25 protein-coding genes are annotated in these 26084 nt (G+C 31.1%); 23 read left to right on the top strand and 2 right to left on the bottom strand.

The genetic code is table 11. From position 1 onward, the window contains the following. Nucleotides 1-30 precede the first annotated feature (30 nt). Nucleotides 31-543: an OmpH/Skp family outer membrane protein gene (locus OS188_RS01305; RefSeq protein WP_267147000.1), complete on the top strand. Its 513-nt coding sequence runs from the start codon at nucleotides 31-33 to the stop codon at nucleotides 541-543. Between the two features lie 75 nt (nucleotides 544-618). Here OS188_RS01305 and OS188_RS01300 read toward each other — a convergent pair whose 3' ends face one another. Then, a complete protein-coding gene (locus OS188_RS01300; RefSeq protein WP_267146999.1) occupies nucleotides 619-1773 on the bottom strand; it encodes a DNA polymerase III subunit in 1155 nt (384 codons plus the stop codon). Nucleotides 1774-1845: 72 nt separating this feature from the next. On the opposite strand from OS188_RS01300, the gene OS188_RS01295 reads away from it, so the two are divergent. The 3 genes from OS188_RS01295 (at nucleotide 1846) to OS188_RS01285 (ending at nucleotide 5805) form a co-directional block, all read left to right on the top strand. After that, entirely contained in the window at nucleotides 1846-3036 is a 1191-nt protein-coding gene (locus tag OS188_RS01295) for a phosphoglycerate kinase (protein WP_267146998.1), read from the top strand. A gap of 94 nt (nucleotides 3037-3130) precedes the next feature. Continuing rightward, a complete protein-coding gene (locus tag OS188_RS01290; protein ID WP_267146997.1) occupies nucleotides 3131-4714 on the top strand; it encodes a LysM peptidoglycan-binding domain-containing protein in 1584 nt (527 codons plus the stop codon). Nucleotides 4715-4827: 113 nt separating this feature from the next. Beyond that, nucleotides 4828-5805: a DUF4837 family protein gene (locus tag OS188_RS01285; protein ID WP_267146996.1), complete on the top strand. Its 978-nt coding sequence runs from the start codon at nucleotides 4828-4830 to the stop codon at nucleotides 5803-5805. Between the two features lie 73 nt (nucleotides 5806-5878). Here OS188_RS01285 and OS188_RS01280 read toward each other — a convergent pair whose 3' ends face one another. Then, complete coding sequence (locus OS188_RS01280) at nucleotides 5879-6070, bottom strand: Sec-independent protein translocase subunit TatA/TatB (RefSeq protein WP_267146995.1); 192 nt, start codon at nucleotides 6068-6070, stop codon at nucleotides 5879-5881. A 118-nt stretch (nucleotides 6071-6188) separates the two neighbouring features. Here OS188_RS01280 and OS188_RS01275 point away from each other — a divergent pair, with 118 nt between their 5' ends. From OS188_RS01275 to OS188_RS01185, 19 genes are all read left to right on the top strand, one after another. After that, nucleotides 6189-7058 (top strand): M23 family metallopeptidase, encoded by an 870-nt coding sequence (locus OS188_RS01275; protein WP_267146994.1) that lies wholly within the window; start codon nucleotides 6189-6191, stop codon nucleotides 7056-7058. Continuing rightward, nucleotides 7058-8560 (top strand): GH3 auxin-responsive promoter family protein, encoded by a 1503-nt coding sequence (locus OS188_RS01270; protein ID WP_267146993.1) that lies wholly within the window; start codon nucleotides 7058-7060, stop codon nucleotides 8558-8560. Before OS188_RS01275 ends, OS188_RS01270 begins: the two co-directional genes overlap by 1 nt. A 28-nt stretch (nucleotides 8561-8588) precedes the next feature. Next, on the top strand, nucleotides 8589-10280 hold the full coding sequence (locus tag OS188_RS01265) for a DUF6909 family protein (RefSeq protein ID WP_267146992.1): 1692 nt from the start codon (nucleotides 8589-8591) through the stop codon (nucleotides 10278-10280). 15 nt (nucleotides 10281-10295) lie between these two features. Next, nucleotides 10296-11354 carry a YveK family protein gene (locus OS188_RS01260; protein ID WP_267146991.1) on the top strand — a complete coding sequence of 353 codons (1059 nt, stop codon included), beginning with the start codon at nucleotides 10296-10298 and terminating at the stop codon, nucleotides 11352-11354. Continuing rightward, entirely contained in the window at nucleotides 11344-12399 is a 1056-nt protein-coding gene (gene rfbB / locus OS188_RS01255; protein WP_267146990.1) for a dTDP-glucose 4,6-dehydratase, read from the top strand. Before OS188_RS01260 ends, rfbB begins: the two co-directional genes overlap by 11 nt. A gap of 47 nt (nucleotides 12400-12446) precedes the next feature. Beyond that, nucleotides 12447-13313, top strand: coding sequence for a glucose-1-phosphate thymidylyltransferase RfbA (rfbA, locus tag OS188_RS01250; RefSeq protein WP_267146989.1), 867 nt, complete (start codon nucleotides 12447-12449; stop codon nucleotides 13311-13313). Continuing rightward, on the top strand, nucleotides 13313-13858 hold the full coding sequence (gene rfbC / locus OS188_RS01245; RefSeq protein WP_267146988.1) for a dTDP-4-dehydrorhamnose 3,5-epimerase: 546 nt from the start codon (nucleotides 13313-13315) through the stop codon (nucleotides 13856-13858). The genes rfbA and rfbC overlap by 1 nt, the downstream gene beginning before the upstream one ends. Next, nucleotides 13855-14712: a dTDP-4-dehydrorhamnose reductase gene (gene rfbD / locus OS188_RS01240; protein ID WP_267146987.1), complete on the top strand. Its 858-nt coding sequence runs from the start codon at nucleotides 13855-13857 to the stop codon at nucleotides 14710-14712. The genes rfbC and rfbD overlap by 4 nt, the downstream gene beginning before the upstream one ends. After that, on the top strand, nucleotides 14705-15499 hold the full coding sequence (gene cysQ, locus OS188_RS01235) for a 3'(2'),5'-bisphosphate nucleotidase CysQ (RefSeq protein WP_416236485.1): 795 nt from the start codon (nucleotides 14705-14707) through the stop codon (nucleotides 15497-15499). The genes rfbD and cysQ overlap by 8 nt, the downstream gene beginning before the upstream one ends. Beyond that, nucleotides 15500-15928 (top strand): DUF2061 domain-containing protein, encoded by a 429-nt coding sequence (locus tag OS188_RS01230; RefSeq protein WP_267146985.1) that lies wholly within the window; start codon nucleotides 15500-15502, stop codon nucleotides 15926-15928. A 3-nt stretch (nucleotides 15929-15931) separates the two neighbouring features. After that, entirely contained in the window at nucleotides 15932-16531 is a 600-nt protein-coding gene (cysC, locus tag OS188_RS01225; protein ID WP_267146984.1) for an adenylyl-sulfate kinase, read from the top strand. Then, on the top strand, nucleotides 16528-17433 hold the full coding sequence (gene cysD / locus OS188_RS01220; protein WP_267146983.1) for a sulfate adenylyltransferase subunit CysD: 906 nt from the start codon (nucleotides 16528-16530) through the stop codon (nucleotides 17431-17433). The genes cysC and cysD overlap by 4 nt, the downstream gene beginning before the upstream one ends. Before the next feature lie 87 nt (nucleotides 17434-17520). Further along, on the top strand, nucleotides 17521-18777 hold the full coding sequence (cysN, locus tag OS188_RS01215; RefSeq protein ID WP_267147018.1) for a sulfate adenylyltransferase subunit CysN: 1257 nt from the start codon (nucleotides 17521-17523) through the stop codon (nucleotides 18775-18777). 17 nt (nucleotides 18778-18794) lie between these two features. Beyond that, the gene (locus tag OS188_RS01210) at nucleotides 18795-20264 is read left to right on the top strand and encodes an MBOAT family O-acyltransferase (protein WP_267146982.1); all 1470 of its coding nucleotides are present in this window, start codon (nucleotides 18795-18797) and stop codon (nucleotides 20262-20264) included. Between the two features lie 5 nt (nucleotides 20265-20269). Next, the gene (locus OS188_RS01205; protein WP_267146981.1) at nucleotides 20270-21700 is read left to right on the top strand and encodes an SGNH/GDSL hydrolase family protein; all 1431 of its coding nucleotides are present in this window, start codon (nucleotides 20270-20272) and stop codon (nucleotides 21698-21700) included. Between the two features lie 70 nt (nucleotides 21701-21770). Next, nucleotides 21771-22334: a hypothetical protein gene (locus OS188_RS01200; RefSeq protein ID WP_267146980.1), complete on the top strand. Its 564-nt coding sequence runs from the start codon at nucleotides 21771-21773 to the stop codon at nucleotides 22332-22334. Nucleotides 22335-22648: 314 nt separating this feature from the next. Then, nucleotides 22649-23968, top strand: coding sequence for a flippase (locus OS188_RS01195; RefSeq protein ID WP_267146979.1), 1320 nt, complete (start codon nucleotides 22649-22651; stop codon nucleotides 23966-23968). Nucleotides 23969-24039: 71 nt separating this feature from the next. Beyond that, nucleotides 24040-24924: a sulfotransferase family protein gene (locus OS188_RS01190; protein ID WP_267146978.1), complete on the top strand. Its 885-nt coding sequence runs from the start codon at nucleotides 24040-24042 to the stop codon at nucleotides 24922-24924. Continuing rightward, nucleotides 24906-25871: a glycosyltransferase gene (locus OS188_RS01185; RefSeq protein WP_267146977.1), complete on the top strand. Its 966-nt coding sequence runs from the start codon at nucleotides 24906-24908 to the stop codon at nucleotides 25869-25871. Before OS188_RS01190 ends, OS188_RS01185 begins: the two co-directional genes overlap by 19 nt. The last annotated feature ends 213 nt before the right edge of the window (nucleotides 25872-26084 follow it).

Raw genomic sequence — 26084 nt, 5'->3', positions numbered from 1 at the left:
ACATTTGCCCAAAATATAAAAAAACAAAAAATGAAAAACATAATTTTAATTGCTGTGGCAATTGTTACTTTAGTTTCATGCGATTCATCCTTAAAAACGGGATTTGTCGATAATGGAGAGTTAGTGAATAAATATCAAGAGAAAATTGATATTGAAGCTAAGTTTAAAACAAAAGTTGAGGCTTTTCAAAAAAGAACAGATAGTACTGGAAGAGCTTTTCAAGTGGAAGCTCAAGCTTTTCAAGAAAAAGCTAAAAAAATGACCGATGCTCAGGCGCAACAGGAATACCAAGTTTTGGGTCAGAAACAACAAATGTTACAACAGCGTATTCAGGCTGAAGAGCAACAAATTCAAGAACAAAGTCAGGCCGAAATCGATTCTTTATTAACTAAGGTTAAAAAGTTTGTAAAAGAGTACGGTGAGAAAAACGGTTACACATATATTTTTGGAAGTAATGACGCAGGAAGTGTTATGTATGGTAAAGAATCTAACGATTTAACTAAAACTATCTTAGACGCTTTAAATGCAGATTATAAAAAATAATCATTTAGTATCTTATAAAATTATTAAAAAACGCCAAACTTTTGTTTGGCGTTTTTTTTATAGTTTGTAAGCTTTTTATTCGTCCTTTTTATGCAGTAATCGTGTTAACTTTATAGAAAGATCGGTTAAGATTATTTTTGAATTTCCATTGCGCTCAATATGGTAAATAGCATCTTGAAGCTCTTGGGTTATTTCTAAAATATTATTACCATGTACAAAAGGAGCAAAGTTTTTCAATTTAAAACCCTCTGTTTTGGTTTCTATATACACCAAACTGTCTGCTTGGTAATTTAGTAAAAGTGCTTGTCTAAAAAACACTATACAAAACTGTAAAAACTGTTTTTGAGTTTCTCTACCAGTTTTTGAAATATCTTCACTCCAGGAAATTAAATCGTGGATAGCCGCTTTATTTCCTTTTGCTTTAAATGCACTTCTAATCCAAAAAATAAACCAAGATTCAAAAGGAGTATCTTCACTATCATGATAGACTAAATCGCAAGCTTTATTATAATTTCCATTAGCTTGAAGTGCAATTTTTGTGGCAACTGTATCTTCCAGATTATACTCTTTAATAAGAGCATCTTTAATTACCACTTCTGCTAAAGGTGGAAAATGTAAAACCTGACATCTGGACCTAATGGTGTTTATAATTTGTCCTTCATCTTCAGTAATAAGTATAAATATGGTCTTATTTGATGGTTCCTCAATTAGCTTTAGTAGTTTATTGGCAGCTGCACTATTCATTTTTTCGGCCATCCAGATAATCATTATTTTATAGCCTCCTTCGTATGCCTTCAAGGACAAAGACTTTACAACTTCTGTGGCCTCATCAACTCCAATTTGTCCTTGTTTATTGTTTATACCAAGCTTTTTATACCAATCGTATAAGTTCCCATAAGGTTGCTCATGCAGTAATTCGCGCCATTCTTCTAAAAATAAGTTAGAAACCGGGTGTTTTTTTACCTTGTCGTTAGTAGCAACTGGGAAAGCAAAATGTAAATCGGGGTGAGAGAAATCTTTAAATTTTATATTACAAGCTTCATTTCCACCTGTATTCTCACCTTCCACATTTTTGCATAATAGATATTGGGCATAGGCGATAGCCATGGGTAATGTTCCTGACCCTTCCGGTCCAGCAAATAATTGGGCATGAGGTACACGACCGTTCTCTGCACTTTGGATTAAATGGTTTTTTATATGTTCTTGACCTAAAATATCACTAAATAGCATGAAGCAAAGATAACAGAATTCAGGTCTTTTTTTGAAATGAATAATTATATTTGCTTTATTAAACACAATCTTATGAAAACACTTAACGACTTTAATTTTGAAAATAAAAAAGCACTAATTCGGGTGGACTTTAATGTGCCATTAGATAGTGATTTCAAAGTAACAGATAATACCCGAATTAAATCTGCAAAACCTAGTATTATTAAAATATTGGAAGATGGAGGAAGTTGTATCCTAATGTCGCATCTAGGCAGGCCAGAGGGGAATGAGGACAAATTTTCTTTGAAGCATATTGTAGATACAGTTGAGGATATTTTGGGAGTGGAAGTTCATTTTGCTTCAGATTGTGTGGGCGAAGCAGCAAGTAATGCAGCTAATAAACTACAACCAGGTCAAATTTTATTACTGGAGAATTTACGTTTTCATAAAGAAGAAAAAGCTGGAGATGAGGCTTTTGCTAAAGAATTGGCAAGCCTGGGCGATATTTATGTAAACGATGCTTTTGGAACGGCACATAGAAGTCATGCCTCTACTTCAGTTATCGCACAATTTTTTCCAGATAATAAATGTTTTGGATACTTGTTAGAGCAGGAAATTAAAAATATTGAGAAAGTAATGCAAACTGGCGAAAGACCGATTTGCGCCATTCTTGGGGGAGCTAAAGTGTCTTCTAAAATTACTATAATTGATAATATTTTAGATAAAATAGATCATTTAATAATAGGAGGAGGAATGACCTTTACGTTTGTTAAGGCTCTAGGAGGTAAAATTGGAAACTCTTTAGTAGAAGATGATAAACTCGAGTTAGCTAAGGAAATTTTGGAAAAAGCGAAAGCAAAGAATGTAGAAGTTCATTTACCGGTAGACGCTGTTATTGCAGATGCTTTTAGTAACGATGCTCACACCAATACATGCGAAGTAGATAATATTCCAGATGGTTGGATGGGACTGGATGTAGGCCCAAATACCGAAGAGCTGTTTGCACAAGTTGTCTTAAAGTCGAAAACTATTTTATGGAATGGTCCATTAGGGGTTTTTGAAATGCCAAATTTTGCAAAAGGTACTATTGCTTTGGGCTATGCCATTGCCGATGCTACAGAAAATGGTGCTTTTTCTTTAGTAGGTGGCGGCGACTCTGTTGCTGCTGTAAAACAATTTGGTTTTGAAGAGAAAGTAAGTTATGTTAGTACTGGCGGAGGCGCTATGTTAGAGAGTCTTGAGGGAAAAACCCTTCCAGGAATTGCAGCCATATTAAAGAATTAGAAAGTCCCAAATTAGAATATGATATGTTTTTTTAGTCGTGCTTAAACACGAAAATTACCTTTAAATCGTTTACCATATTCAAATAAGAAATAATATGTATTTAAATAGAATCTGTAGTTTATTATTGTTGTTTAGCGTAAGTATGTCTTATGCTCAAGACTCTTTAGAAGTAAAACAAAGTAATAAAAAGTCCCCTGAAGCAGATTTAGTTGAAGGAAAAAATGTTGTTATAGATACCATTATTGATGGAAAAAAACACTCTAAAACTAAAATAGAGCCGGTTCTTAAAATATCTGAATTAGATTCACTTAAAGATTTAGAATTAGCTTCTGAATTTGATAAAAAATGGTTGGACGAACTATATAACAACACCTTATACGATACTATTTATAAAGCCATATCAGAATTAGATTATAAGGAAGTTGAATATCCAGAATTAACAACAGATACCTTAAAGGCTAGACTCTCTCGTTTAAATGCTAGAACCCCATTTAATGTAGAATATAATGCCTCTTTAGAAAGCGTTATTAAGAATTTTCTTAAAAACCGAAGAGGATATTTTGAACGTATTATGGGTTTAAGCGCCTTTTACTTTCCAATGTTTGAGCGCGAAATGGATGCTTATAATATTCCATTAGAGATGAAATATTTAGCCATAGTAGAATCCGCTTTAAATCCAAGAGCAAAATCTAGGGTTGGAGCAACAGGATTGTGGCAATTTATGTTTGCCACAGGAAAGCAATATGGCTTGGAAGTTAGTAGCTATGTAGATGAGCGTAGCGACCCAATAAAATCTACTACCACAGCAGCAGTCTATTTATCTAGGCTTTACGAAATTTTTGGCGATTGGGATTTGGCTTTAGCAGCTTACAATTCAGGTCCAGGAAACGTATCTAAAGCTATTAGACGTTCTGGAGGTTATCAAAACTATTGGAATATTAGACATAATTTACCAAGAGAAACAGCCGGATATGTGCCTGCATTTTTAGCAACCATGTATATTTTTGAATATGCTGAAGAACATGGGTTTGTTTCAGAAAGACCAAAGTTTCATGGCATTGAAACAGATACTATTCGCGTAAAACAGATGATTACTTTAGATCAAGTTGCAGAAGCTACACAATTACCTATCGAGGAATTACAGTTTTTAAATCCGTCGTATAAATTAGATATTATTCCAGTTGTTGAAAATAAGAATTATTACCTCAGACTTCCTAGAACGGCTATTGGAACTTTTGTTGCAAACGAGTCTACCATTTATGCATCTGCAAAAGCAGAGCTAGATACACGGGAAAAACCCTTACCACAATTTTTTGAAGCAAAATCTAAAATTACTTATCGCGTAAAAAGTGGAGATAATTTAGGGTTTATAGCAAGAAAATATAGTGTTAGAGTTAGTCAATTAAAACAATGGAATGGATTAAGAAGTAACAATATTAGAATTGGGCAACGCTTAACTATTTACCCAAGAAATCCAGTAGCTACACAGCAGTCTAAAACCCCTGTAAAAACAACAACTTCCGGAAGTCAGAAGATATATACAGTAAAGAGTGGAGACTCGCTTTGGAGCATCTCAAAAAAATTTCCTGGAGTTTCTGTTCAAAATATTCGAGATTGGAACGATATTAGTGGTAATAATTTAAAGCCTGGAATGAAACTTAAAGTTTCTAAAGGATAAGCTATTAACTAAAACCAATTAAATAACGAATTACGTAAGTATAGTTGTTTTTACAGAACATATTTTATGTAAAGTTCTTACTTGTTAGTTCGTGAATTAAAACTTTTTATCTAATGAAACACACACTTTTATTATTTTCATTTTTACTTGTATTAAGTTGTGGAAATAACGCAGGTTCCAATCAAAAAAGTCTATCAGATTCTTCCGGAAATATTAATAACTTATCTGTAGTTATAGAAAATGATTTGTGGGAAGGTAATGTAGGAGAAGCCATAAGAAATACACTGGCAGCACCCGTTGACGGACTTCCTCAAGATGAGCCTTTATTTACAATGAGTCAAATACCTCCAGTTGTTTTTACTGACTTTGCTACTAAAAACAGAACCGTTTTTAAAGTAGAAAAAGGAGGAGAAGCATCAGTAAAAATAATGTCAAATGTTTATGCAGAACCCCAAAAGGTTGTTTTAGTTTCTGGAAAAACTGATAAAGATATTATTGAGCAAATAGAAATTAACGCTCAAAAAATAATAGCGGCATTAAAAAGTGAAGAAATTAAAGAAAAACAAAGACGAATTTCTTTATCGCTTCATTCAAATAGTAGTATAGAAGATAAATTAGGAATAAACATCAAGTTTCCTTCAGCTTATAGAATTGCCAAAGAAGAAGATCATTTTTTCTGGATAAGAAAAGATATAACAACAGGTACTACTAATTTAATGATTTTTGAATTGCCATATAATTATATCAACAAAGAAGATAGCTTGGTAGATCAAATTATTAAGCTTAGAGATTCTATTGGAAAAGCTCATATCCCAGGTCCTACCGAAGGCTCTTTTATGATAACCGAAGAAGCTTATGCTCCAGCCGTTTTTGAAACTACTATAGATAATAAACCAGCAATAGAAACTAAAGGTCTTTGGGATGTAAAAAATGCTTTTATGTCAGGACCATTTGTTAATTATCTTATTGATGATAAAATAAACAATAGATTGTTGGTAATAGAAGGCTTTGCTTTTGCTCCATCTGTAGAAAAACGTGATTATATGTTTGAATTGGAAGCAATAATAAGATCTCTTAAAATAAAAGAGTAAATTTAAATTACTTTAACTCACAAAAAAAACCAGTATACGGCATATACTGGTTTTTTTGTGTTACAACAGAATCTTATTCTTTAGACTCTTTCGTTTTACCTTCTTGTTCTTCTTCTTTACTAGCGTCTTTAAATTCCTTAATTCCGCTACCTAAACCACGCATTAATTCTGGAATTTTCTTTCCTCCAAATAATAATAACACAATAACAACAATAAGTGCTATTTGCCATGGTCCAATTGCTAGGGGTAATATATATAAACTCATATAGTTTTATTTTAAAGCGCAAAGTTAATAATTAAAGTTTAATTATATCGTTTTAACAAGAACTTTAGCATATTGCACCTCGGCTACTGAGATATTTTTATTTAATTTTGTTTGCAGAATGGCAAAGAATAAAAAGAAATCCAAAAAATTTAAAAAGAAACTACTTCATAAGTATCGTTTGGTAATACTTAATGAAGATACTTTCGAAGAAAGACTTTCGTTTAAACTAACGCGTTTAAATGTATTTGTAGTTATGACGTTGTCTTCTATTTTGTTAATTGCTGGAACTACTTTATTAATAGCTTTTACGTCTTTACGCGAATATATTCCAGGCTATTCATCTACTGCCTTGAAAAAACAAGCTGTAGAACTCACTTATAAAACAGATTCTTTACAACAATTAATAGCTGTAAATGAAAGGTATTTTGCCTCCATAAAAAAAGTGCTTCAAGGCGAAATTAGTTCGGTAGATTTTAACAGAGATTCTATTTTGGAGGAAGCTAGATTGAATGTTACTGAAGTAGATTTAAGACCTTCAAGAGAAGATTCGCTTTTAAGAGAAAAAATAGCAAAAGAAGATAAATATAATTTATTTGAAACGGCTACTTCAAAAATTAACTTCGTACTATTTCCTCCAGTAACTGGTGCTATTTCTGAATCTTATAATTTTGAAGATAAACATTACGCAGTAGATATAATTGTAGAAAGTAATACGCCTATAAAAGCAACAGCCGATGGAACTATTATTTTTGCAGAATGGACGGTAGAAACTGGAAATGTTATCATTATTGAACATAGTGATGGTTTACTTTCGGTTTATAAACACAATGCATCTTTAACTAAATCTCAAGGCGAGTTGGTAAAGGCTGGAGAGGTTATTGCCATGTCCGGGGATACTGGCGAACTCTCCTCAGGACCACATTTGCATTTTGAACTTTGGAAAGATGGTTATCCAATAAATCCAACTAATTTTATAGATTTTAATTAATGTTTTCACTTAAAGCAGCACTTGCTAAACCTTTTGCGAAATACGTTTCTAAATCCATTTTAAAATGGGCGGATAATCCTGTTGAAACTCAAGAGCAGGTATTTCAAGATTTAATAAGTACAGCTGCTATTACCCAATTTGGAAAAGACCATAATTTTAAAAGTATTAATACACATGCAGATTTTGTAAAACAGGTCCCAATAAGAGATTACGAAGACTTGAAACTGTATATAGAACGTATGGTTGCGGGTGAAAAAGATATTCTTTGGAAAGGAAAACCGCTTTATATTGCAAAAACTTCAGGAACCACTTCTGGAGCAAAATACATTCCTATTACTAAGGAAAGTATGCCCACCCATATTGATGCTGCAAGGAATGCCATTTTAATGTATATAGCAGAAACAGGAAACAGCAAATTTGTAGATGGAAAGATGATTTTTCTACAAGGAAGTCCTATTCTAGAGAAAAAAAATGGAATTCAGTTTGGTAGACTTTCAGGAATTGTAGCCCATTTTGTGCCTAAATATCTTCAAAAAAACAGAATGCCCTCATGGGAAATTAATTGTATTGAAGATTGGGAAACAAAAGTAAATGCTATAGTAGACGAAACTTTACCAGAAAATATGACAGTCATCTCTGGAATTCCCTCTTGGGTTCAAATGTATTTTGAAAAAATTCAAGAAAAAACTGGAAAAGAAATAGGAGAAGTCTTTAAAAATTTCGATCTATTTATTTTTGGTGGCGTTAATTACGAACCTTACCGAGCAAAATTTGAAAAATTAATTGGAAGAAAAATAGATAGTATTGAGTTGTATCCTGCTAGTGAAGGTTTTTTTGCCTTTCAGGATAAACAAAATGAAACAGGTATGTTGCTTCAGCTTAATTCTGGTATTTTTTATGAATTTGTAAAAGCTGATGAATTTTTTACAGAAAAACCAAACCGACTTACTATTGGAGAGGTCGAACTTGGTGTTAATTACGTACTAATTGTTTCTACAACAGCAGGGCTTTGGGCTTATAATGTTGGAGATACTGTAGAGTTTACCTCTTTAAAACCCTATAGAATTATTGTTTCTGGAAGAATAAAACATTTTATTTCGGCTTTTGGAGAGCATGTTATTGGAAAAGAGGTAGAGCAAGCTCTGCAAGAAGCTGTAAAACAGACAGATGCCGAAATTACCGAATTTACCGTTGCACCACAAATTACTCCCAAACAAGGATTGCCATATCACGAATGGTTTATAGAGTTTGAAAAATCTCCTACTAATATAGATGTGTTTTCAAAAATTATAGACGATTCTTTACAAAAGCAGAACAGTTATTATTTCGATTTAATTAGCGGAAAAGTTCTTCAGCCTTTAAAAATAGCCGAAGTCAAGAAACATGGTTTTCAGGAATACATGAAAAAAATTGGAAAACTAGGAGGACAAAATAAAATTGCGAGACTTTCCAACGATAGAAAAATTGCAGAGGTTTTAGAAACCCAAAATTTGATTAAATAATACTATATTTGTTAGCTAAAATAAATTTATGAGTAATAAAATATCCCATCATGATAGAACGAGAGCACAAGAAAGCTCAAATGCCATAGAGAGAATGTATATTACTATGAGGCATCTTTTTAATAGAGGCTTCTACAAGCCCATGGGCGTTTCGGGAGAAACTCTTCGTGAATCCTTACTGCAATTAAAACCAGAAATTTATGGTTCTATTGGTGAGGAAAAAGCCGAATTAGAAGGTTTACTGTATGTAGTAGATAGATTGCCAAAAGGCATTGAAGAATGTACTTTTATAAACTTAACCAGCGATGAAGGTTACGCTAATTCTCATTTTCAACCAATAATTCCACCAAAAAGAAGACGAAATTGTTATCGTATTGATGCCGAGCAAATGAATATTGAAATTACTCGTGGTCGCTCTGAAATTTACGATATTCTTACCCATCTTACCTTTGTGTTTATTGAGTCGCATAAAATTAGTAAACGTGTTTTAATAGACGAAACTGGGAATACAACTAGAGATTGGAAAAAACTTGAGAAAGCTGTTTTATCTAAAAAGAAACTAACGCAAGAAGAAAGAGAAGTAGCTATTTCGCATACTGCTAATATTCTAGGTAGAACTTTTAACGAAATACTTATTGTTTACGATCAATTTGCATTAGATACGCAACCAGAAAGATTATTACATATAGTTTATTGGTTGGGAAAATTGGCCATAGAAGAAATTATAAACAACAACAAACGTACAGTTACTTTTAGTCCTGTGTTACGTGAGCGTTTAGGTCACCATATTCATGGAGAAATTTGGTCTAATAATATAAAAGAAATTCTTTATAAAAACGATTTATTAGAAAGACCAATTCATATAATTAGTGCAAATATGCACAGTGTTATGAATTCACTTTTTGCGCCAAATGCTTTAAAGACCTTTGCAAAAAAGAAAAGTGTTTTTGAGCTTTACGAAGCCATAAGCGATAAAAACAATCAAGATTTACGCAATAAAGTAACCAAAGAAGCGTTGCAGAAAGGTATGATATATATTCCAGATAGCTCTGGAACTAATATAGATGTTCAAATATTTGACACAGCAAAAATAGATTTTTCAACTTTAGATATTGAAGTGAGTGAAGACTTTAAAAAAGCCGAAAAACCTGTGATTTTTGTAATGGATTATGCCTTTGGAGAACAAGCCTATGAAACCATAGACGAATTATTAAAGCCCATACATTTTAACGGTAAGAAAACCCACTTAAATGTGGATTCCATTTCAATTATGGGAAAAGCTGGTATTTTAGAAGGTGGAAAAGGAGATATTATGATTCCTTCAGCTCATATTTTTGAGGGGACAGCAGATAATTATCCATTTAAAAACGAATTGAGCAAAAAGGACTTAGAAGGTCATGATGTTGCTGTTTACGAAGGTACTATGATTACGGTTTTAGGAACCTCTTTACAGAATAAAGAAATCTTAAAATTCTTTTTCAATTCCACATGGAATGTTATTGGATTAGAAATGGAAGGAGCGCATTACCAAAAGGCCATTCAAGCAGCATCAAAAGTAAGAAGAAGCATCAATCCAAATGTAAAAGTTAGATATGCTTATTACGCAAGTGATAATCCATTAGAAACTGGAAGCACCTTAGCTTCTGGTGGTTTAGGAACCACAGGAGTTAAACCTACATATTTAATAACTAGAAAAATTTTGCAACAAATCTTTAATTAACACCTATCCTCAATAATGAGTAACAATTTACCAGAACAAAACAAAAATAATGAAGAAGTGGATATCTTGATTCTCTTCGATTACTTTGGAAAAAGTATCAATAGAGTAATTAATTTCTTCCTAAACATCTTAAAAGGTATATTTTCATTTTTTATATATGCCTTGAAACCTTTTGTTAGAAACTTTAAGTTAATTGTTTTAATTATGCTTGTTTCTGCAATTTTGGGCTTTATTTATCAAAGAACACAAGACGATGTATATACATCTCAAATGTTAGTTCAACCTTATTTTGATTCTAAATATCAATTAGTTACCAATATTAAGTATTACAATGCTTTAATTAATGAACGGGACTATGGGCAATTAACAGATATTTTTAATATCGATGAAGATGAGGCTAAGAAGATTATAAGTTTTGATATTAATTCAGGTCCGGAAAATGAAAATGATAAAATAATTCAATACGATCAGTTTTTAAAGAGTATAGATAGTACAAGAGCTCAAAATATTTCTTTTGAGGAATTTGTAGAAAATAGAAGTATATTTTCTGGAGATGTTTTTGAAATAGAGGTTTTCTCTCATAAAAAAGATATTTTTAGATCTTTAGAAGAAGGTTTAAATAATACTTTTACAAATACTTATTCTGTAAAAAAGAGAGAGAAAAGAGACTCTTTAATAGCAATTGAAAGACATCGAATAACGTCTTCTATTAAACAAGTAGACTCCTTACAGAAAGTATATATCAATCTTATGGGAGACGAGGCTAATTCTAAGCAAGGAGCCTATACCACCAAAGACGGTATGACTTTTATTCAAGAAAGAACTAAAACTAGAGAATACGACTTACTTAAGGAAAGTATGGAGTTGAAAAAGGCGTTAAGTGAATTAGATGCCCAAAAAGTGGAAGAAGATGTTTACTTTGATACACTTTCTAGCTTTCAAGATACTGGAGCAAAATACACATCTATTTGGAATATGTATATTTTAATTTTTCCTTTAGCAGCTTTTGTACTTTTATGTGCTGCTTTTTTGATTAGAAATTTAATAAAATTTATATCCAATTATGAGGCCTAAGAAAAACATATTAATAACAGGGGGAGCTGGGTTTATTGGATCTCATGTAGTGAGACTATTTGTCAATACATACCCCGAATATCATGTTTTTAACTTAGATAGTTTGACCTATGCTGGAAATTTAGAAAACCTAAAAGACATCGAAAACAAAAGCAATTACAGCTTTTTAAAAGCAGATATTACAGACGAATCTTTAATTAATTCTCTTTTTAAAACACACCAGTTTGAAGCTGTTATTCATTTAGCAGCAGAATCTCATGTAGATAGATCAATAACAGATCCTTTAGCTTTTGTTAAGACAAATGTTATTGGAACTATGAATTTATTAAATGCTTTTAAAAATACCTGGAAGGATAACTATAAAAATAAGCTGTTTTACCATATTAGTACAGATGAGGTTTATGGTAGCTTAGGAGATACGGGCTTATTTACGGAGACTACATCATACGATCCAAATTCACCTTATTCTGCTTCAAAAGCTAGTTCAGACCATTTTGTTAGAGCTTATGGTGAAACCTATGGCATTCCTTATGTTATATCTAATTGCTCCAATAATTATGGTCCCAATCAATTTCCAGAAAAACTAATACCTTTATTTATTAATAATATAATTAATAAAAAATCCCTCCCTGTTTATGGAGATGGTAATTACACAAGAGATTGGCTTTATGTTATAGATCATGCTATAGCTATAGATAGTGTTTTTCATAAAGGAGTTCTTGGTGAAACCTATAATATAGGAGGTTTTAACGAGTGGAAAAATATTGACTTAGTCACTTTATTATGCGATCAGATGGATGTAGCTTTAGATAGGGAAAAAGGAACTTCTAAAAAGTTAATCACCTACGTAAAAGACAGACCAGGACACGACTTACGTTATGCTATAGACGCGTCGAAAATTAAAAACGAATTAGGCTGGGAGCCCTCAGTGACCTTCGAACAAGGTTTAAAGAAAACAATTTCTTGGTATTTAAATAATACAGATTGGTTGCAAAATGTAACAAGTGGAGTGTATCAATCTTACTACGAAAATCAATATGATTAAATCTTTATACTTGTTTTAAAAAACAATTATAAAAAAAGAATATCTCAATGAAAGGAATAATACTCGCTGGAGGATCTGGAACAAGATTACATCCATTAACATTATCTGTAAGTAAGCAATTAATGCCTATTTACGATAAACCTATGATTTATTATCCGTTATCTACCTTGATGTATGCAGGAATCAATGAGATTTTAATTATTTCCACCCCAAAAGACTTACCTCTGTTTAAAGATCTTTTAGGAACTGGCGAAAAATATGGCTGTCGTTTTGAATATGCTGTTCAAGAAGCTCCAAATGGCTTAGCTGAAGCCTTTATTATAGGCGAAGAGTTTATAGGAAACGATAAAGTGGCTTTAATTCTTGGTGATAATATTTTTTATGGAACCGGTTTGGCTAAATTACTACAGAGTAATAATAATCCCGATGGCGGAATTATTTATGCATATCGTGTTCACGACCCAGAAAGATATGGAGTTGTAGAGTTTAATAATATAGGGCAGGCTATTTCTATTGAAGAAAAACCAGAAACTCCTAAATCTAATTATGCCGTTCCAGGCATTTATTTTTATGATAATTCCGTTGTAGATATTGCTAAAAATATTAAACCTAGTCATAGAGGCGAACTTGAAATTACAGATGTTAATAGAGAATATCTAAACCAAGGTAAACTTAGTGTTAGTATTTTAGACAGAGGAACAGCATGGCTGGATACTGGAACCTTCCAATCGCTTATGCAAGCCTCTCAATTTGTTGAGGTTTTAGAAGAAAGACAAGGCTTAAAAATTGGCTCCATAGAAGCTGCTGCTTTCGAAATGGGTTATATTTCAGAAAGTGTATTTAGAGACTTGGCAGAGCCCTTATTGAAAAGTGGCTATGGTAAAAACCTATTAGGTTTATTAAATAAAAAATAATGACTGTATTAGAAACAAAGCTACAAAGCTGTTTTATTGTAGAGCCTAAAATATTTCAGGATAAAAGAGGGTATTTTTTTGAATCATTCAACCAAAATCAATTTAATAAAGAGACAAACACAAATATAAATTTTGTTCAGGATAACGAGTCTTATTCAACAAAAGGTGTTTTAAGAGGGTTGCATTATCAAACAGGTATTCACGCTCAAGCAAAACTTGTAAGAGTTATTAAAGGAATTGTACTAGATGTTGCTGTGGATATTAGAAAAAACTCCCCCACTTATGGTCAGCATATTACCGTAGAATTATCAGAAGATAACAAAAAACAACTTTTTGTACCTAGAGGTTTTGCTCATGGATTTGTAGTTTTGAGCGACACTGCAATCTTCTCTTATAAATGCGATAATTATTATAATAAAGACTCTGAAGGAGGTATTATCTATAATGATCCAACTTTAAATATAGACTGGCAATTACCCGAGGAAAGTCTTATAGTTTCTGAAAAAGATGTAGTATTACCTAAATTTGTAGATGCAAAACTATGATTAATGTATTAGTTACAGGTGGAAATGGACAATTAGCAAAATGTATTAAAGATCTAGAGAATAAAAATAACGATTTAAAAATTATTTATTCAGATTATCAAGAACTAGATATTACAGACTTACATGCTATTGAAGTCTTTTTTAAAACCACTCCCATTGATTACTGTATTAATTGCGCCGCATATACAGCCGTAGATTTAGCTGAAAACAATCAATTAAAGGCATCAGAAATTAATGAGCTTGGCGCAAAAAATCTAGCGGTTGTATGTCAAAATAATCAGGCTACTTTAATTCATATTTCTACAGATTTTGTTTTTAGTGGTAAGCAAACTGGTTTTTACAAAGAAGAAGATATTCCTAATCCTATAAGTGTTTATGGAGAAACAAAACATCTAGGAGAGGCTCAAATTCAAAATCATCTTTCTAAGTATTTCATTCTAAGAACATCCTGGCTATATTCCGAACATGGTAATAATTTTATGAAAACCATGATTCGATTATCTTCAGAAAAGGAACAATTAAGTGTTGTTACAGATCAAATTGGAACTCCTACTTATGCAACCGATTTAGCCTCAGTAATTTTACAGTTAATTGTAACAAACAACAATCAATACGGAATCTATCATTATAGTAACGAAGGCGTTGCAAGTTGGTACGATTTTGCTAAAGCTATTTTTGAAGAAATTGATTCTAAAATCAAGCTGTTGCCAATTAAAACGACTCAGTATCCAACCCCGGCAAAAAGACCGCAGTTTAGTGTATTAGATAAGTCTAAAATAAAAAACACATTAAAAATAGAAATTCCTTATTGGAGAGACAGTTTAAGAAAAGCCATATTAAATTATGATAGATAAAAATTTATATACCGCTATAGAAGCTTCCTTAAAGGCTGGAAAAGTAATAATGGAAGTTTACGATACGGCTTTTGATGTAGAGATGAAAGACGATAACTCGCCGTTAACGGAAGCCGATAAAAATGCAAACGATATTATTAACTCATTTCTACTTCCAACAGAAATTCCTATAATTTCTGAAGAAAATAAACAAACAGATTATGCTATTAGAAAAAACTGGGAAACCTGTTGGGTAGTAGACCCGGTTGATGGTACCAAAGAATTTATAAAACGCAATGGCGAATTTACGGTTAATATCGCTCTAATTACAAATGGTAAGCCTGTTTTAGGAGTTATTTATGTGCCAGCTACAAAAACCATTTACTTTGCAGATGTGGAAAAGAATAGCGCTTTTAAAGGCGAATTAGACTCTCACAATATAACCATAGAAAAGGTTTTAGAAGTATCAAAACCGCTTCAACCAAAAAATGGCAATTCTAAAACAATAGAGGTAGTAGGAAGTCGTTCTCACATGAATCAAGACACCTTAGATTTTGTAGATAGCTTAAAAGCTGAAGGAAAAGAGGTTAAAATAGTTTCTAAAGGCAGCTCCTTAAAATTTTGCTTAGTAGCAGAAGGAAATGCCGATGTATATCCGCGCTTTGCTCCAACAATGGAATGGGACACAGCAGCAGGTCAGGCTATTTGTAATGCAGTTAATATTGAAGTTATTTCTAAAGAAACCAATAAGCCTTTAGTTTATAATAAAGAAAACTTATTAAATAGTTACTTTTTAGTCAGTAAATAGATGGCAGATGTATCCTATAAAAGACATATTGCAAAAACCATTACTTGGCGTCTGGTTGGTACAATAGATACCATTATTCTGTCTTGGTTTATTTCTGGAGATCCATTTATAGGTTTAAAAATAGGCATGTCGGAAGTAGTAACTAAAATGGCTCTTTATTATCTTCATGAGCGTGCTTGGTTTAAGATTAATTTATCTAAAAATGGCGAAAAGCTAGAAAGCAGAAAACGTCATTTAGGAAAAACCATCACTTGGCGTTTAGTTGGAACCATGGATACCATGTTAATTGCTTGGTTTATATCTGGAAACCCATTAACGGGCTTAAAAATAGGATTTGCCGAAATTTTAACCAAAATGCTGTTGTATTATTTACATGAAAGAGTTTGGTACAAAGTAAATTACGGAATAGAAGATCGAAAAAACAGTTAAATAATGAGTAAGCATATTACAGCCCATTCTTATCAAGTTTCTAAAGAAGATAGGAATAAATTATACAAACATAAATCACTTTTGTTGTGGTTTACAGGATTATCTGGATCTGGAAAATCTACTATTGCAAACATTGTAGAGCAAAAACTATTTAGTTTAGGTTTTCATACTTATAGTTTAGATGGCGATAATATTAGAAAGGGAATTAATAGCGATTTAAGTTTTTCGCCAGAAGATCGCACTGAAAATATTAGAAGAATTGCAGAAACAGCCAATTTGATGATAGACGCCGGAATTGTTGTGCTAGCAGCCTTTGTATCTCCTTACAAAAAAGACCGTGAGAACATTAAAAGTGTCGTTAAAGATGTTAACTTTGTTGAGATTTATATAAATACAAGTTTGGAGGAGTGTGAACGACGAGATGTAAAAGGTTTATATAAAAAGGCAAGAGCTGGTGAAATAAAGAACATGACGGGCATTTCGGCACCTTACGAAGCCCCAAATAATCCTGATCTTGAAATAAAAACAGAAAACGAAACAGTTGAAGAAGCTGCTCAGCGAATTATAGATTACATAAAACCAAAAATAAAACTGGAGTTATGAGTAAGTATTATTTAAATTATTTAGACGAGTTAGAAAGTGAGGCTATTTTTGTCTTACGTGAAGTTTGGGCACAATTTGAAAACCCAGTTATTTTATTTTCTGGTGGTAAAGACTCTATTTTGCTTACACATTTAGCAAAGAAAGCTTTCTATCCAGCAAAAATTCCATTTCCACTAATGCATGTGGATACAGGACATAACTTTCCTGAAACCATTCAGTTTAGAGATGATATTATAAAAGAGTTAGGCGTACAATTAATTGTAGGCTCTGTTCAAGAATCTATTGACGAAGGTCGTGTAGCAGAAGAAAGAGGTAAAAGTGCCACACGAAATGCCTTACAAACAACCACATTACTAGACGCTATAGAAGCCAATAAAATTGACTGTGCTATTGGAGGAGGACGCCGTGACGAAGAAAAAGCACGTGCCAAAGAACGTTTCTTCTCACATAGAGATGATTTTGGACAATGGGATCCTAAAAATCAACGCCCAGAACTATGGAATTTATTTAACGGAAAACATTTTCAAGGAGAACATTTTAGAGCTTTTCCAATTAGTAATTGGACGGAAATGGACGTATGGAACTATATTAAACGCGAAAACATAGCTATTCCTTCTTTATACTTTGCTCATGAGCGTGAAGTAGTTAGACGAGAAGATACATGGATACCAAACTCCGAGTTCTTAATTTTGGAAGATCATGAGGAAGTTGTAATTAAAAAAATTCGTTTTAGAACTTTAGGTGATATTACCATTACAGGAGGCGATGAATCTGAAGCAGATACCTTAGAAAAAATTGTTATTGAAGTTGCCGGCATGCGTAATACGGAACGGGGAAACAGAAGTGACGATAAGCGTTCAGAATCTGCTATGGAAGACAGAAAACGTCAAGGCTATTTTTAATAGTATTCCGGTTTCTTTTAAAAAATTCAAAATAATTATAAGAATTAACTGCTAAATTTTCACGGCTAATTCGCATAAATTAGTGACATTATGATAGACAATAATCAGTTATTACGTTTTACAACTGCAGGAAGTGTAGATGATGGAAAAAGCACCTTAATTGGGCGTTTATTATACGATTCAAAATCTATTTTTGAAGATCAATTACAATCCATTGAAAACACAAGTAAGAAGAAAGGTTATGATGGGGTCGATTTAGCTTTATTTACCGATGGGTTGCGTGACGAACGCGAGCAAGGTATTACCATTGATGTGGCGTATAGATATTTTACAACTCCAAAACGTAAATTTATAATTGCCGATACTCCGGGCCATATTCAATATACTAGAAATATGGTTACAGGTGCATCAACAGCCAATGTAGCAACTATTTTAATAGATGCCAGACATGGGGTTATTGAGCAAACTAAACGCCATGCTTTTATTGCATCCTTACTACATATTCCACATATTATTGTCTGTATTAATAAAATGGATTTAGTAGATTTTTCGGAAGACGTTTACAACAAAATTGTTAAAGAATTTGAAGAAATAGCTTCTAAATTATTAGTTACAGACGTACGTTTTATACCCATGTCAGCTTTATTAGGAGATAATGTAGTAAACAGATCAGAGAATATGCCTTGGTATCAGGGAGCTCCAATGTTACATACATTAGAAACCATACATATTGGGAGCGATATTAATAAAATAGATACGCGTTTTCCAGTTCAAACCGTTTTAAGACCACAGCGCGAAGGTTATATAGATTATAGAGGCTATGCCGGTCGTTTAGCAAGTGGTATTTTAAGAAAAGGCGATGAAGTGACTATTATGCCATCTGGATTTACATCTAAAATAAAGGGTATTAATCTGCATGATAAGGAGTTAGATGAAGCTTATGCGCCCATGTCAGTTTCGGTAACTTTAGAAGACGATATAGACATTAGTCGGGGAGATATGATTGTGCGTTCAAACAACAAACCAGAAGCATCTCAAGACATAGAGGTCATGTTATGTTGGCTAAATAATAGTCCGGCAAAACCGCGTGCTAAATACTCTATTAGACATACGTCTAATGTTCAGACAGCCATGATTAAAGAAGTTATTTATAAATACGATATTACTACTTTAGATCGTATTACAGGCGACTCTGAACTTGAAATGAACGATATTTCTAAAGTAAAAATAAGAACCACTAAACCTCTTATGGTCGATTCTTATAGAGAGAACAGAACAACTGGAAGCATTATTTTAGTTGATGATTCCACCAATGAAACAGTAGCGGCAGGAATGATTGTTTAATCTATTTTTTTAATTTAATGCTATTTAATTCTTTAGATTTTGCAGTATTTTTTCCTATTGTATTTGTTCTCTATTGGTTAGTATCTCAAAAACTATATTTAAGAAATATTCTTATTCTAGTCTCCAGCTATGTGTTTTATGGTTGGTGGGATTGGCGCTTCTTAATTTTAATTGTAATCAGTTCCTTAGTTGATTTTTATGTAGGTCAACAATTAGATAAAACAGAAGATTCTAAGAAACGAAAAATGTTCTTATATCTTAGTTTATTGGTCAACCTTGGTTTTCTTTTTTACTTTAAGTACACCAACTTTTTTATAGACACCTTTGTAGACTCTTTTAAATTATTTGGTAAAACTCTTGAAGTATCAACTTTAAATATTATTCTTCCAGTAGGTATCAGTTTTTATACTTTTCAAACTTTAAGTTATACAATAGATATCTATAGAAAACAATTAAAGCCAACAAAAGACCCTATTGCTTTTTTTGCTTTTGTTGCATTTTTTCCACAGTTAGTAGCAGGACCTATTGAACGAGCTTCTCATTTATTACCTCAATTTTATAAAACATATAAGTTTAATTATAACCAAGTAAAGTCCGGTTTGTTACTAATGGCTTTTGGTTTGTTTAAAAAAATGGTAATAGCAGATAGAGCTGCACTTTATGTGAATGAGGTTTATAACAACCCTGGAAACTATGAAGGTGTAGAGACAATTATAGCCACAGTTTTGTTTGCGTTTCAAATTTATTGTGATTTTTCAGGATACTCAGATATTGCTATTGGTGCCGCAAGAACTATGGGCTTCGATTTGATGAAAAACTTTGATAGCCCTTATTTGTCTAAATCTATAACAGAGTTCTGGAGGCGCTGGCATATATCATTATCCACTTGGTTTAGAGATTATGTTTATATTCCTTTAGGAGGAAGTAGAAATGGAAAATATAGAACTTACGCTAATTTATTTATAGTCTTTTTAGTAAGTGGATTATGGCATGGTGCGGCAATGACATTTGTAATTTGGGGAGCAATACATGGACTAATAATTGTTTTAGAAAAGGCAACCTCAAAACCTAAGGATATTCTTTTTCAAAAATTGAATATGAATAAGGCCAACCTATCTAATAAACTAGTTTTTATTTTTATTACGTTTACAATTGTGTGTTTTGCTTGGGTGTTTTTTAGAGCTAATACTTTTGCCGACGCCCAACTTATAGTATCTGGGTTTTTTAATAATAACTTTTATGAGTTATTTGGAGATCAACTGTATTTAATTGGATTAAAAGAAAACGAATTCACATTATTGATGTTAACCATTTTAGGATTGGTTTTTATTGAAAGATTTCATAGAAAGCAAAGTCTTTTTAAAATTTTAAACCAACAAGCTCTTCCGTTTAGATGGGCAGTCTATGTTTGTATTGGGCTTTTTATTACACTTTTTGGAGTATATGGCGATACCATAGCTTCAGAGTTTATTTATTTTCAATTTTAGTATAAATGTTTAAAGATCTAGGAAAAATTATATTAAAAGGATTGGGTTTTTTAGTACTAATGTTTTTAGCAATAACATTGTTAGAACCCTTATTTACTGAATCTGAAACTTCTGTATGGGATGATTTCTATAAACAAGATCAAAACAGCGTTGACGTTTTAATTTTAGGTAATTCGCACGCTAATGCTGGCTTAGATCAAGAAGCGATGAGTGCAAAGCTTCATTCAAATATAGTTTCTTTAGCAACCAGAGGACAAAATATTTATCAAACTTACTATTGTGCTTTAGAAGCTTATAAATATCAAACACCTGAAGTTTTAATTATTGAAAACTTCTTGTTTTACGAGAGATTGACAATGGAGGCGTTTATTGATCAAGATCCTACTATTAACGATTATATGAAGCGTTACTTATCCTTTGAAGGAAAAAAAATAGGACAGGTAAAAATAGAGGAATCCCAAGCTTTTTTTAAGGGAAGTTTAATTGAAAATATGTTTCCCGTTATAAAAAAACATGAAAGATGGACTGATGTGGATAAAATTAAAGAAAGACTTTATTCTAATAAGAAACAAGTACGTCAAAAAGGAACAACCGTTTTAAGTTTAAATTCAGCAAAAAAATATAAAACTAAAGATAAATTTGACCTTAATAAATACGTTATTCACCCAGAAGAAAGGAACGCCTTACAACAGATTGTAGATTTAGCTATTGAAAAAGGAACAAAGAAAATTATACTATTAACAATACCTTTTTATAAAGATTATAGAGACAAAATTGACTATAAGTCTCTTGATATTCCTCTAAAAAAATTTTCTGATAATAACTCAAATGTCACATATATTGATTTAAATAATGTATATCCAAATTTAGATCGGACTTATTTTTCTAATGATCCGGTAGGGTTTAATCAGCACTTAAATTACAAAGGAGCTATTGTTGTTAGTAATTATCTAGTAGATGTTATTGAAAAAACAAGTGCTTTTGAGTCGAAAACACAAAACTCTCCAGAATACTACTTGTATAATAATATAAAGAAGGATTCTACAATCAATAATAGTCGTATAATTGGTAATCTAGAAAGAATAAATGGAACAAAGGAGTTAAAATATGTTATTCCACAAGGAAAATCTCCTGTTGTAGCTAGTGGTTGGATGGCTATTAAGGATGTTAAGTCAAAACCTTACGAAATGTTTATAGGTTTAGTCAAAAACAAAAACTTTATTTACATAAGTAGCTTTTCAGAGTATAAGTCAAAAGATAGAAAGGATGTTACCAAATATTTTAAAAAAGAGGATGGGTTTTATGATATTTCAGGTTTTCAAATTAAAATTAACAGCAATTTATTAGAAAAAGGTACTTATAATTTATGTATGATTCTTAAAAATGAGGAAGAAATTTTAGTAAAAAAGACCAATAAGTTCGTTGAAATAAATTAATATTTTTCAACTTGTAATTATAACTATAATCAATTTACTACGTTTGTGGTATATAAGTAATTTAGAAGCAATGAAAAAATTAATTTTGGCAATTTTAGTTATGTTAGCCGTGTCGTGTAAGAATGATAAAAACCAAAATATTAACGAAGAACAAAAAACTAAGCAAACAGAAAATAGCAATAAGGAAGTTGTATTAAAAGAAGATAATATACTAACAGTAACCATGTCTGTAAAAGTATTAGAAGATGATAAATTTGAATTATACTATGTTGATGACTCTATTGATAGATCGTTTAATTCGGAAGACAGAATAGCAGTTTATGTACAAGCAAATAACAATTTTCAAACAATAGAATTTAAGCTACCTGAATATAGTTTACCTTACAAATTTAGAATTGATTTAGGAGATAACAGTAATAAACATGAGAGCAATGTTGAAATTAAATCTGTTAGGCTTCAATTAAATCAATTTACTATAGATATTGATGATGCTACTATGGATAGCTTTTTTCAACCAAATAAGTATTTACAAAAAATTAATGGTGGGTATACAAGAAAAATTGTAGATAATAAATACGATCCATTTTTATTGGCTAAACCAGTTTTAATTAAAAAAATAGAACTAGAATTTTAATAGGTAGAGTTAAAACAATTTCTTGTTAGAAAAAAAGAAGAAAAATACTAATAAAAATAGAAGACTCATACCCTTTATGCTTATTTAAGGTTAAATAAAAACGTTGTAAATAACTCTATTATAAAGAAATTAAAACCTCTTATCCAATATTACAGTATTATAAGTAATTTATGGGTGTGGTAAATCCATACTTATTAGTCTGTATACAAAAGCATTACTAGAATAAATTTAGTAAGGTTTTAGATAAAAAAATTACAATTAGAAAAAGGATAATAAACTATTTTGATGAGTTTATTACTCTGTAAAAAATGAAAATGAACTTGTTTCAAAAAATCATAGATATTTCTAAAGGAGAATTTGCAAAAAAAACAATACTCTCCTTCATATTAAAAATACTAGGCTTAGTATTAAGTTATGTCTTTATTGTTATAGTTTCAAGGTATTTTGGAGCCGAAGCTTATGGTCGTTTTTCCATTGCATTTACAGTATTAAATATTTTTGCTTTGGTATTTGCTTTAGGTATTCCCGATGCCACTATTAAAATTGTTTCAGACCAAACTATAAACAGTAAATTTCACTTTAGAAAAACTTCTCTAAGGTTAATCTTTATTTCGGCACTTGTTGGTAGTTTTATACTGTATTCCCTATCGGAATTTCTTTCTAGTTTTTATAAAGATGACAGCCTAAATAAGTACTTTGTTATTTGCGCAATAATATTAACGCCTTTAATTTTATTACGTTTAAATTATGAAACTTTAAGAGGTAAAAACGAAATTATTAGGTTTGGTTTCTTATCTCATATTATCCCTTTTTTAGTCGCCTCTGTTGTACTACTTATAGCCTTTTATTATTATAAAATTGTTGAAGATAGTGCTGTAATTGTCGCGTATGCTTTTGGTGTAGTTATTGCTTTTATTTTTAGCCTTTTTTGGTTAAAAAAAGATAAAAATGCTCAATTAAGATTAAAAACATATTCGGCTAGACAACTCATGCATTATTCTTTTCCAATGCTAGCTACCAGTTCATTCATTTTTATTATGGGGTGGACAGACACCTTAATGTTGGGGTATTATAATGATAAAGCAGATGTAGGAATTTATAATGTGGTTATAAGAATAGCAAGAATAGCCATTATAGCTATTACATCAATTAATTTGGTTTTAGCTCCAAAAATATCTGAGTTATACAGTAATTCTGAATTTAGTAAAATGAGAGAGCTAATAACAAAATCTACAAAATTAATTTTTATAGTTACTGTACCTTTGGTATTAGTTATTATTTTCGCCAATAAATTTGTACTATCTATTTTTGGAGAAGATTTTATTGTCGGGGGAGTTGCTTTAATAATTGTAATGATATCGCAATTATTTAATGCCATATCGGGTAGTTCAGGCCAAGTTATGAATATGACAGGAAACCATAAAAAGTTAAGAAATTTTACTATTTATACCGCTATTTTAAATATTACATTAAATTTCATCTTGATTCCATTATATGGTATTCTAGGAGCAGCAATAGCTACAGCAACTAGCATTATAGTACTTAACCTTAGCTCTGCTATTTTTGTAAAAAGAAAATTAGGAATAGTCACATACTTTAATCCATTTCACTCTATTATTAATAGGAAAAGGTAGTTAATATGAAGCTTTTTTTAGTTATAATGCTGCACAAAATAAATCTAATTATAATTTTATATTGAGTCAAAATGATTAATAATAAAAAAACGTTTTTCTGTATAGGGGCTCAAAAGTCTGGAACAACATCATTACATGACATTTTGTTACAAAACCCAAATATAGGACTTCCTGTAAATAAGGAAACTCATTTTTTCTCACATGATGAGTTGTATACAGGGAATTTAGATGATTATTTTAAAATGTTTAATGAAGGGTTAAATAAAAAAGAAATTATAGGCGAAATCGACCCTGAATATCTATGTTCAGATAAAGCCCCCGAACGAATATTTAAACATTTTGGAGCTGATATAAAATTTATTGTCATTTTAAGAAACCCCTATAACAGAGCTTATTCTCAATATTTAATGAGCAAACGAAGAGGTTTTGAAGAATTAGACTTTGAAGAAGCTATTGAAAAAGAAGAAACTCGTATAAAGGATAATTTCGGGAAATTATATTTTAGTTATAAAACTAGAAGTTTATATAGTAACCAAATAAATAATTATTTTAAATATTTCAACTCATCAAATTTTTTATTTATACGTTTTGAAGAAGATTTTATTGGTAGAAAACAAGAAACTATAACTAAGGTAAACGAGTTTTTAGGTTTAGAGCCGTTTAATTACGATTTAAGCATACAGAGCAATGTAGCTTCAACTCCTAAAAGTAAATTGGTAAGAGACTTTGTAAACAGGCCTAATATTGTTAGAAAAATGGGTAAGAAAATTATTCCTTCTCCGCAATTGCGTAAAAATATAATTGATAAAATTGATAGTTTAAATAAAAAGAAAATAAGTTATAATACAAATTTAGAGCTTAAAGAAAAACTTACTAAATCTGTGTTTTTAGATGATATAAAAACCTTAGAAAGTTTAATAAACCTAGATTTATCGTCATGGTACAAGAACGAGTAGGAATTGTTACAGTTACATACGGTAATAGAAGTGCGTATTTTTCAAAATTAATTGAATCTGCAGTAAAACACCCCAATGTTGTAAATATTGTAGTAGTTTGTAATGGTATTGAACAAGAAAGTAAAACTTGTTTAAATAAGTTAGAGGAAGAAAATAAAACAAAACTTATAGTACATGATTTAGGCTATAATTCAGGATCTGCTAAAGGTTTTAAAGAGGGAATATTAAGAGTTTTACAAGAAGATATAGATTTTATTTGGCTTTTGGACGATGATAACTTACCAAAAAGCAAGGCATTAAAATTACTACTAAAATCATGGTCTAATTATAGTACTATTAAACCACTTTCTTTATTGTCTTACAGACCACAAAGAAAAGTATATAAGGACTCTATTGAAAGAAAAAACCCGTATTTAATGTTAGGAACTAAAAATTCCTTTTTAGGGTTCAATATTTTAGATAAATTAAAGAAAACTAAATTAGAAAAACAGGTAACAGTAGAATCTGGAGAGGTTGCTGTTGCGCCATATGGCGGAATGTTTTTTAGTAGTAAATTAATAAATCAAATAGGGTTGCCAGACGAAAGTTTCTTTTTGTATGCAGATGATCACGAATTCTCTTATAGAATTACACAGAATAATGGAAAAATAATTTTGATTCTGGCAAGTGAATTAGAAGACTTAGAAACCTCCTTTCATTTAAAAAAACCAAAAACTATATTACATACAAGATATTTTTCTACAGATTCAAAAAATGCAATTTATTATTCCGTTAGAAATAATGTGTATTTTGAAAAAAACTTTATAACCAATAGACTCATATATTTTTGTAATAAATTCGCTTATTTAATTGCATTGTTTTTCATTATGCTTCTTTATTCCAAAAATTTTTGGAAATTCAAGGTAATTATTAAGGCAACTAGAGATTCAAAGAAATTTAAAAGATAATGATTAGAATAAGTAAGCTTTACTTTTATGTGTTTATTTTTATTGTATGTGCCTGTTTCTTATTTGGAGGGTTCATTCAATTCTTTTTAGGTGTCCCAAATACCGTTTTTTCTTACTTAATAACAGCTTTATTTTTGAGCTTTTATTCGCTTTATGTTGTAGTAAAACAGAAAGTTTTTTTTGATAAGGTGGTTTTATTACATCTTTTATTCT

It is taken from the genome of Xanthomarina sp. F1114 (assembly GCF_026410255.1).
In the GTDB taxonomy this organism is placed as follows: Bacteria; Bacteroidota; Bacteroidia; order Flavobacteriales; family Flavobacteriaceae; genus Xanthomarina.
The sequence above is the reverse complement of the archived record's forward strand: the minus strand, read 5'-3'. Positions and strand labels throughout refer to the sequence as shown.

Bases quoted from the DNA above. Each gene is read 5' to 3' on its own strand.
- OS188_RS01275 (WP_267146994.1), top strand. From the start codon at position 6,189: ATGGCAAAGAATAAAAAGAAATCCAAAAAATTTAAAAAGAAACTACTT.
- OS188_RS01190 (WP_267146978.1), top strand. From the start codon at position 24,040: ATGATTAATAATAAAAAAACGTTTTTCTGTATAGGGGCTCAAAAGTCT.
- OS188_RS01195 (WP_267146979.1), top strand. From the start codon at position 22,649: ATGAACTTGTTTCAAAAAATCATAGATATTTCTAAAGGAGAATTTGCA.
- rfbD (WP_267146987.1), top strand. From the start codon at position 13,855: ATGATTAATGTATTAGTTACAGGTGGAAATGGACAATTAGCAAAATGT.
- OS188_RS01285 (WP_267146996.1), top strand. From the start codon at position 4,828: ATGAAACACACACTTTTATTATTTTCATTTTTACTTGTATTAAGTTGT.
- OS188_RS01210 (WP_267146982.1), top strand. From the start codon at position 18,795: ATGCTATTTAATTCTTTAGATTTTGCAGTATTTTTTCCTATTGTATTT.
- OS188_RS01185 (WP_267146977.1), top strand. From the start codon at position 24,906: ATGGTACAAGAACGAGTAGGAATTGTTACAGTTACATACGGTAATAGA.
- OS188_RS01265 (WP_267146992.1), top strand. From the start codon at position 8,589: ATGAGTAATAAAATATCCCATCATGATAGAACGAGAGCACAAGAAAGC.
- OS188_RS01230 (WP_267146985.1), top strand. From the start codon at position 15,500: ATGGCAGATGTATCCTATAAAAGACATATTGCAAAAACCATTACTTGG.
- OS188_RS01280 (WP_267146995.1), bottom strand. From the start codon at position 6,070: ATGAGTTTATATATATTACCCCTAGCAATTGGACCATGGCAAATAGCA.
- OS188_RS01300 (WP_267146999.1), bottom strand. From the start codon at position 1,773: ATGCTATTTAGTGATATTTTAGGTCAAGAACATATAAAAAACCATTTA.
- OS188_RS01205 (WP_267146981.1), top strand. From the start codon at position 20,270: ATGTTTAAAGATCTAGGAAAAATTATATTAAAAGGATTGGGTTTTTTA.
- OS188_RS01270 (WP_267146993.1), top strand. From the start codon at position 7,058: ATGTTTTCACTTAAAGCAGCACTTGCTAAACCTTTTGCGAAATACGTT.
- OS188_RS01200 (WP_267146980.1), top strand. From the start codon at position 21,771: ATGAAAAAATTAATTTTGGCAATTTTAGTTATGTTAGCCGTGTCGTGT.
- OS188_RS01260 (WP_267146991.1), top strand. From the start codon at position 10,296: ATGAGTAACAATTTACCAGAACAAAACAAAAATAATGAAGAAGTGGAT.
- OS188_RS01305 (WP_267147000.1), top strand. From the start codon at position 31: ATGAAAAACATAATTTTAATTGCTGTGGCAATTGTTACTTTAGTTTCA.
- cysC (WP_267146984.1), top strand. From the start codon at position 15,932: ATGAGTAAGCATATTACAGCCCATTCTTATCAAGTTTCTAAAGAAGAT.
- OS188_RS01290 (WP_267146997.1), top strand. From the start codon at position 3,131: ATGTATTTAAATAGAATCTGTAGTTTATTATTGTTGTTTAGCGTAAGT.
- rfbB (WP_267146990.1), top strand. From the start codon at position 11,344: ATGAGGCCTAAGAAAAACATATTAATAACAGGGGGAGCTGGGTTTATT.
- cysD (WP_267146983.1), top strand. From the start codon at position 16,528: ATGAGTAAGTATTATTTAAATTATTTAGACGAGTTAGAAAGTGAGGCT.
- rfbC (WP_267146988.1), top strand. From the start codon at position 13,313: ATGACTGTATTAGAAACAAAGCTACAAAGCTGTTTTATTGTAGAGCCT.
- OS188_RS01295 (WP_267146998.1), top strand. From the start codon at position 1,846: ATGAAAACACTTAACGACTTTAATTTTGAAAATAAAAAAGCACTAATT.
- rfbA (WP_267146989.1), top strand. From the start codon at position 12,447: ATGAAAGGAATAATACTCGCTGGAGGATCTGGAACAAGATTACATCCA.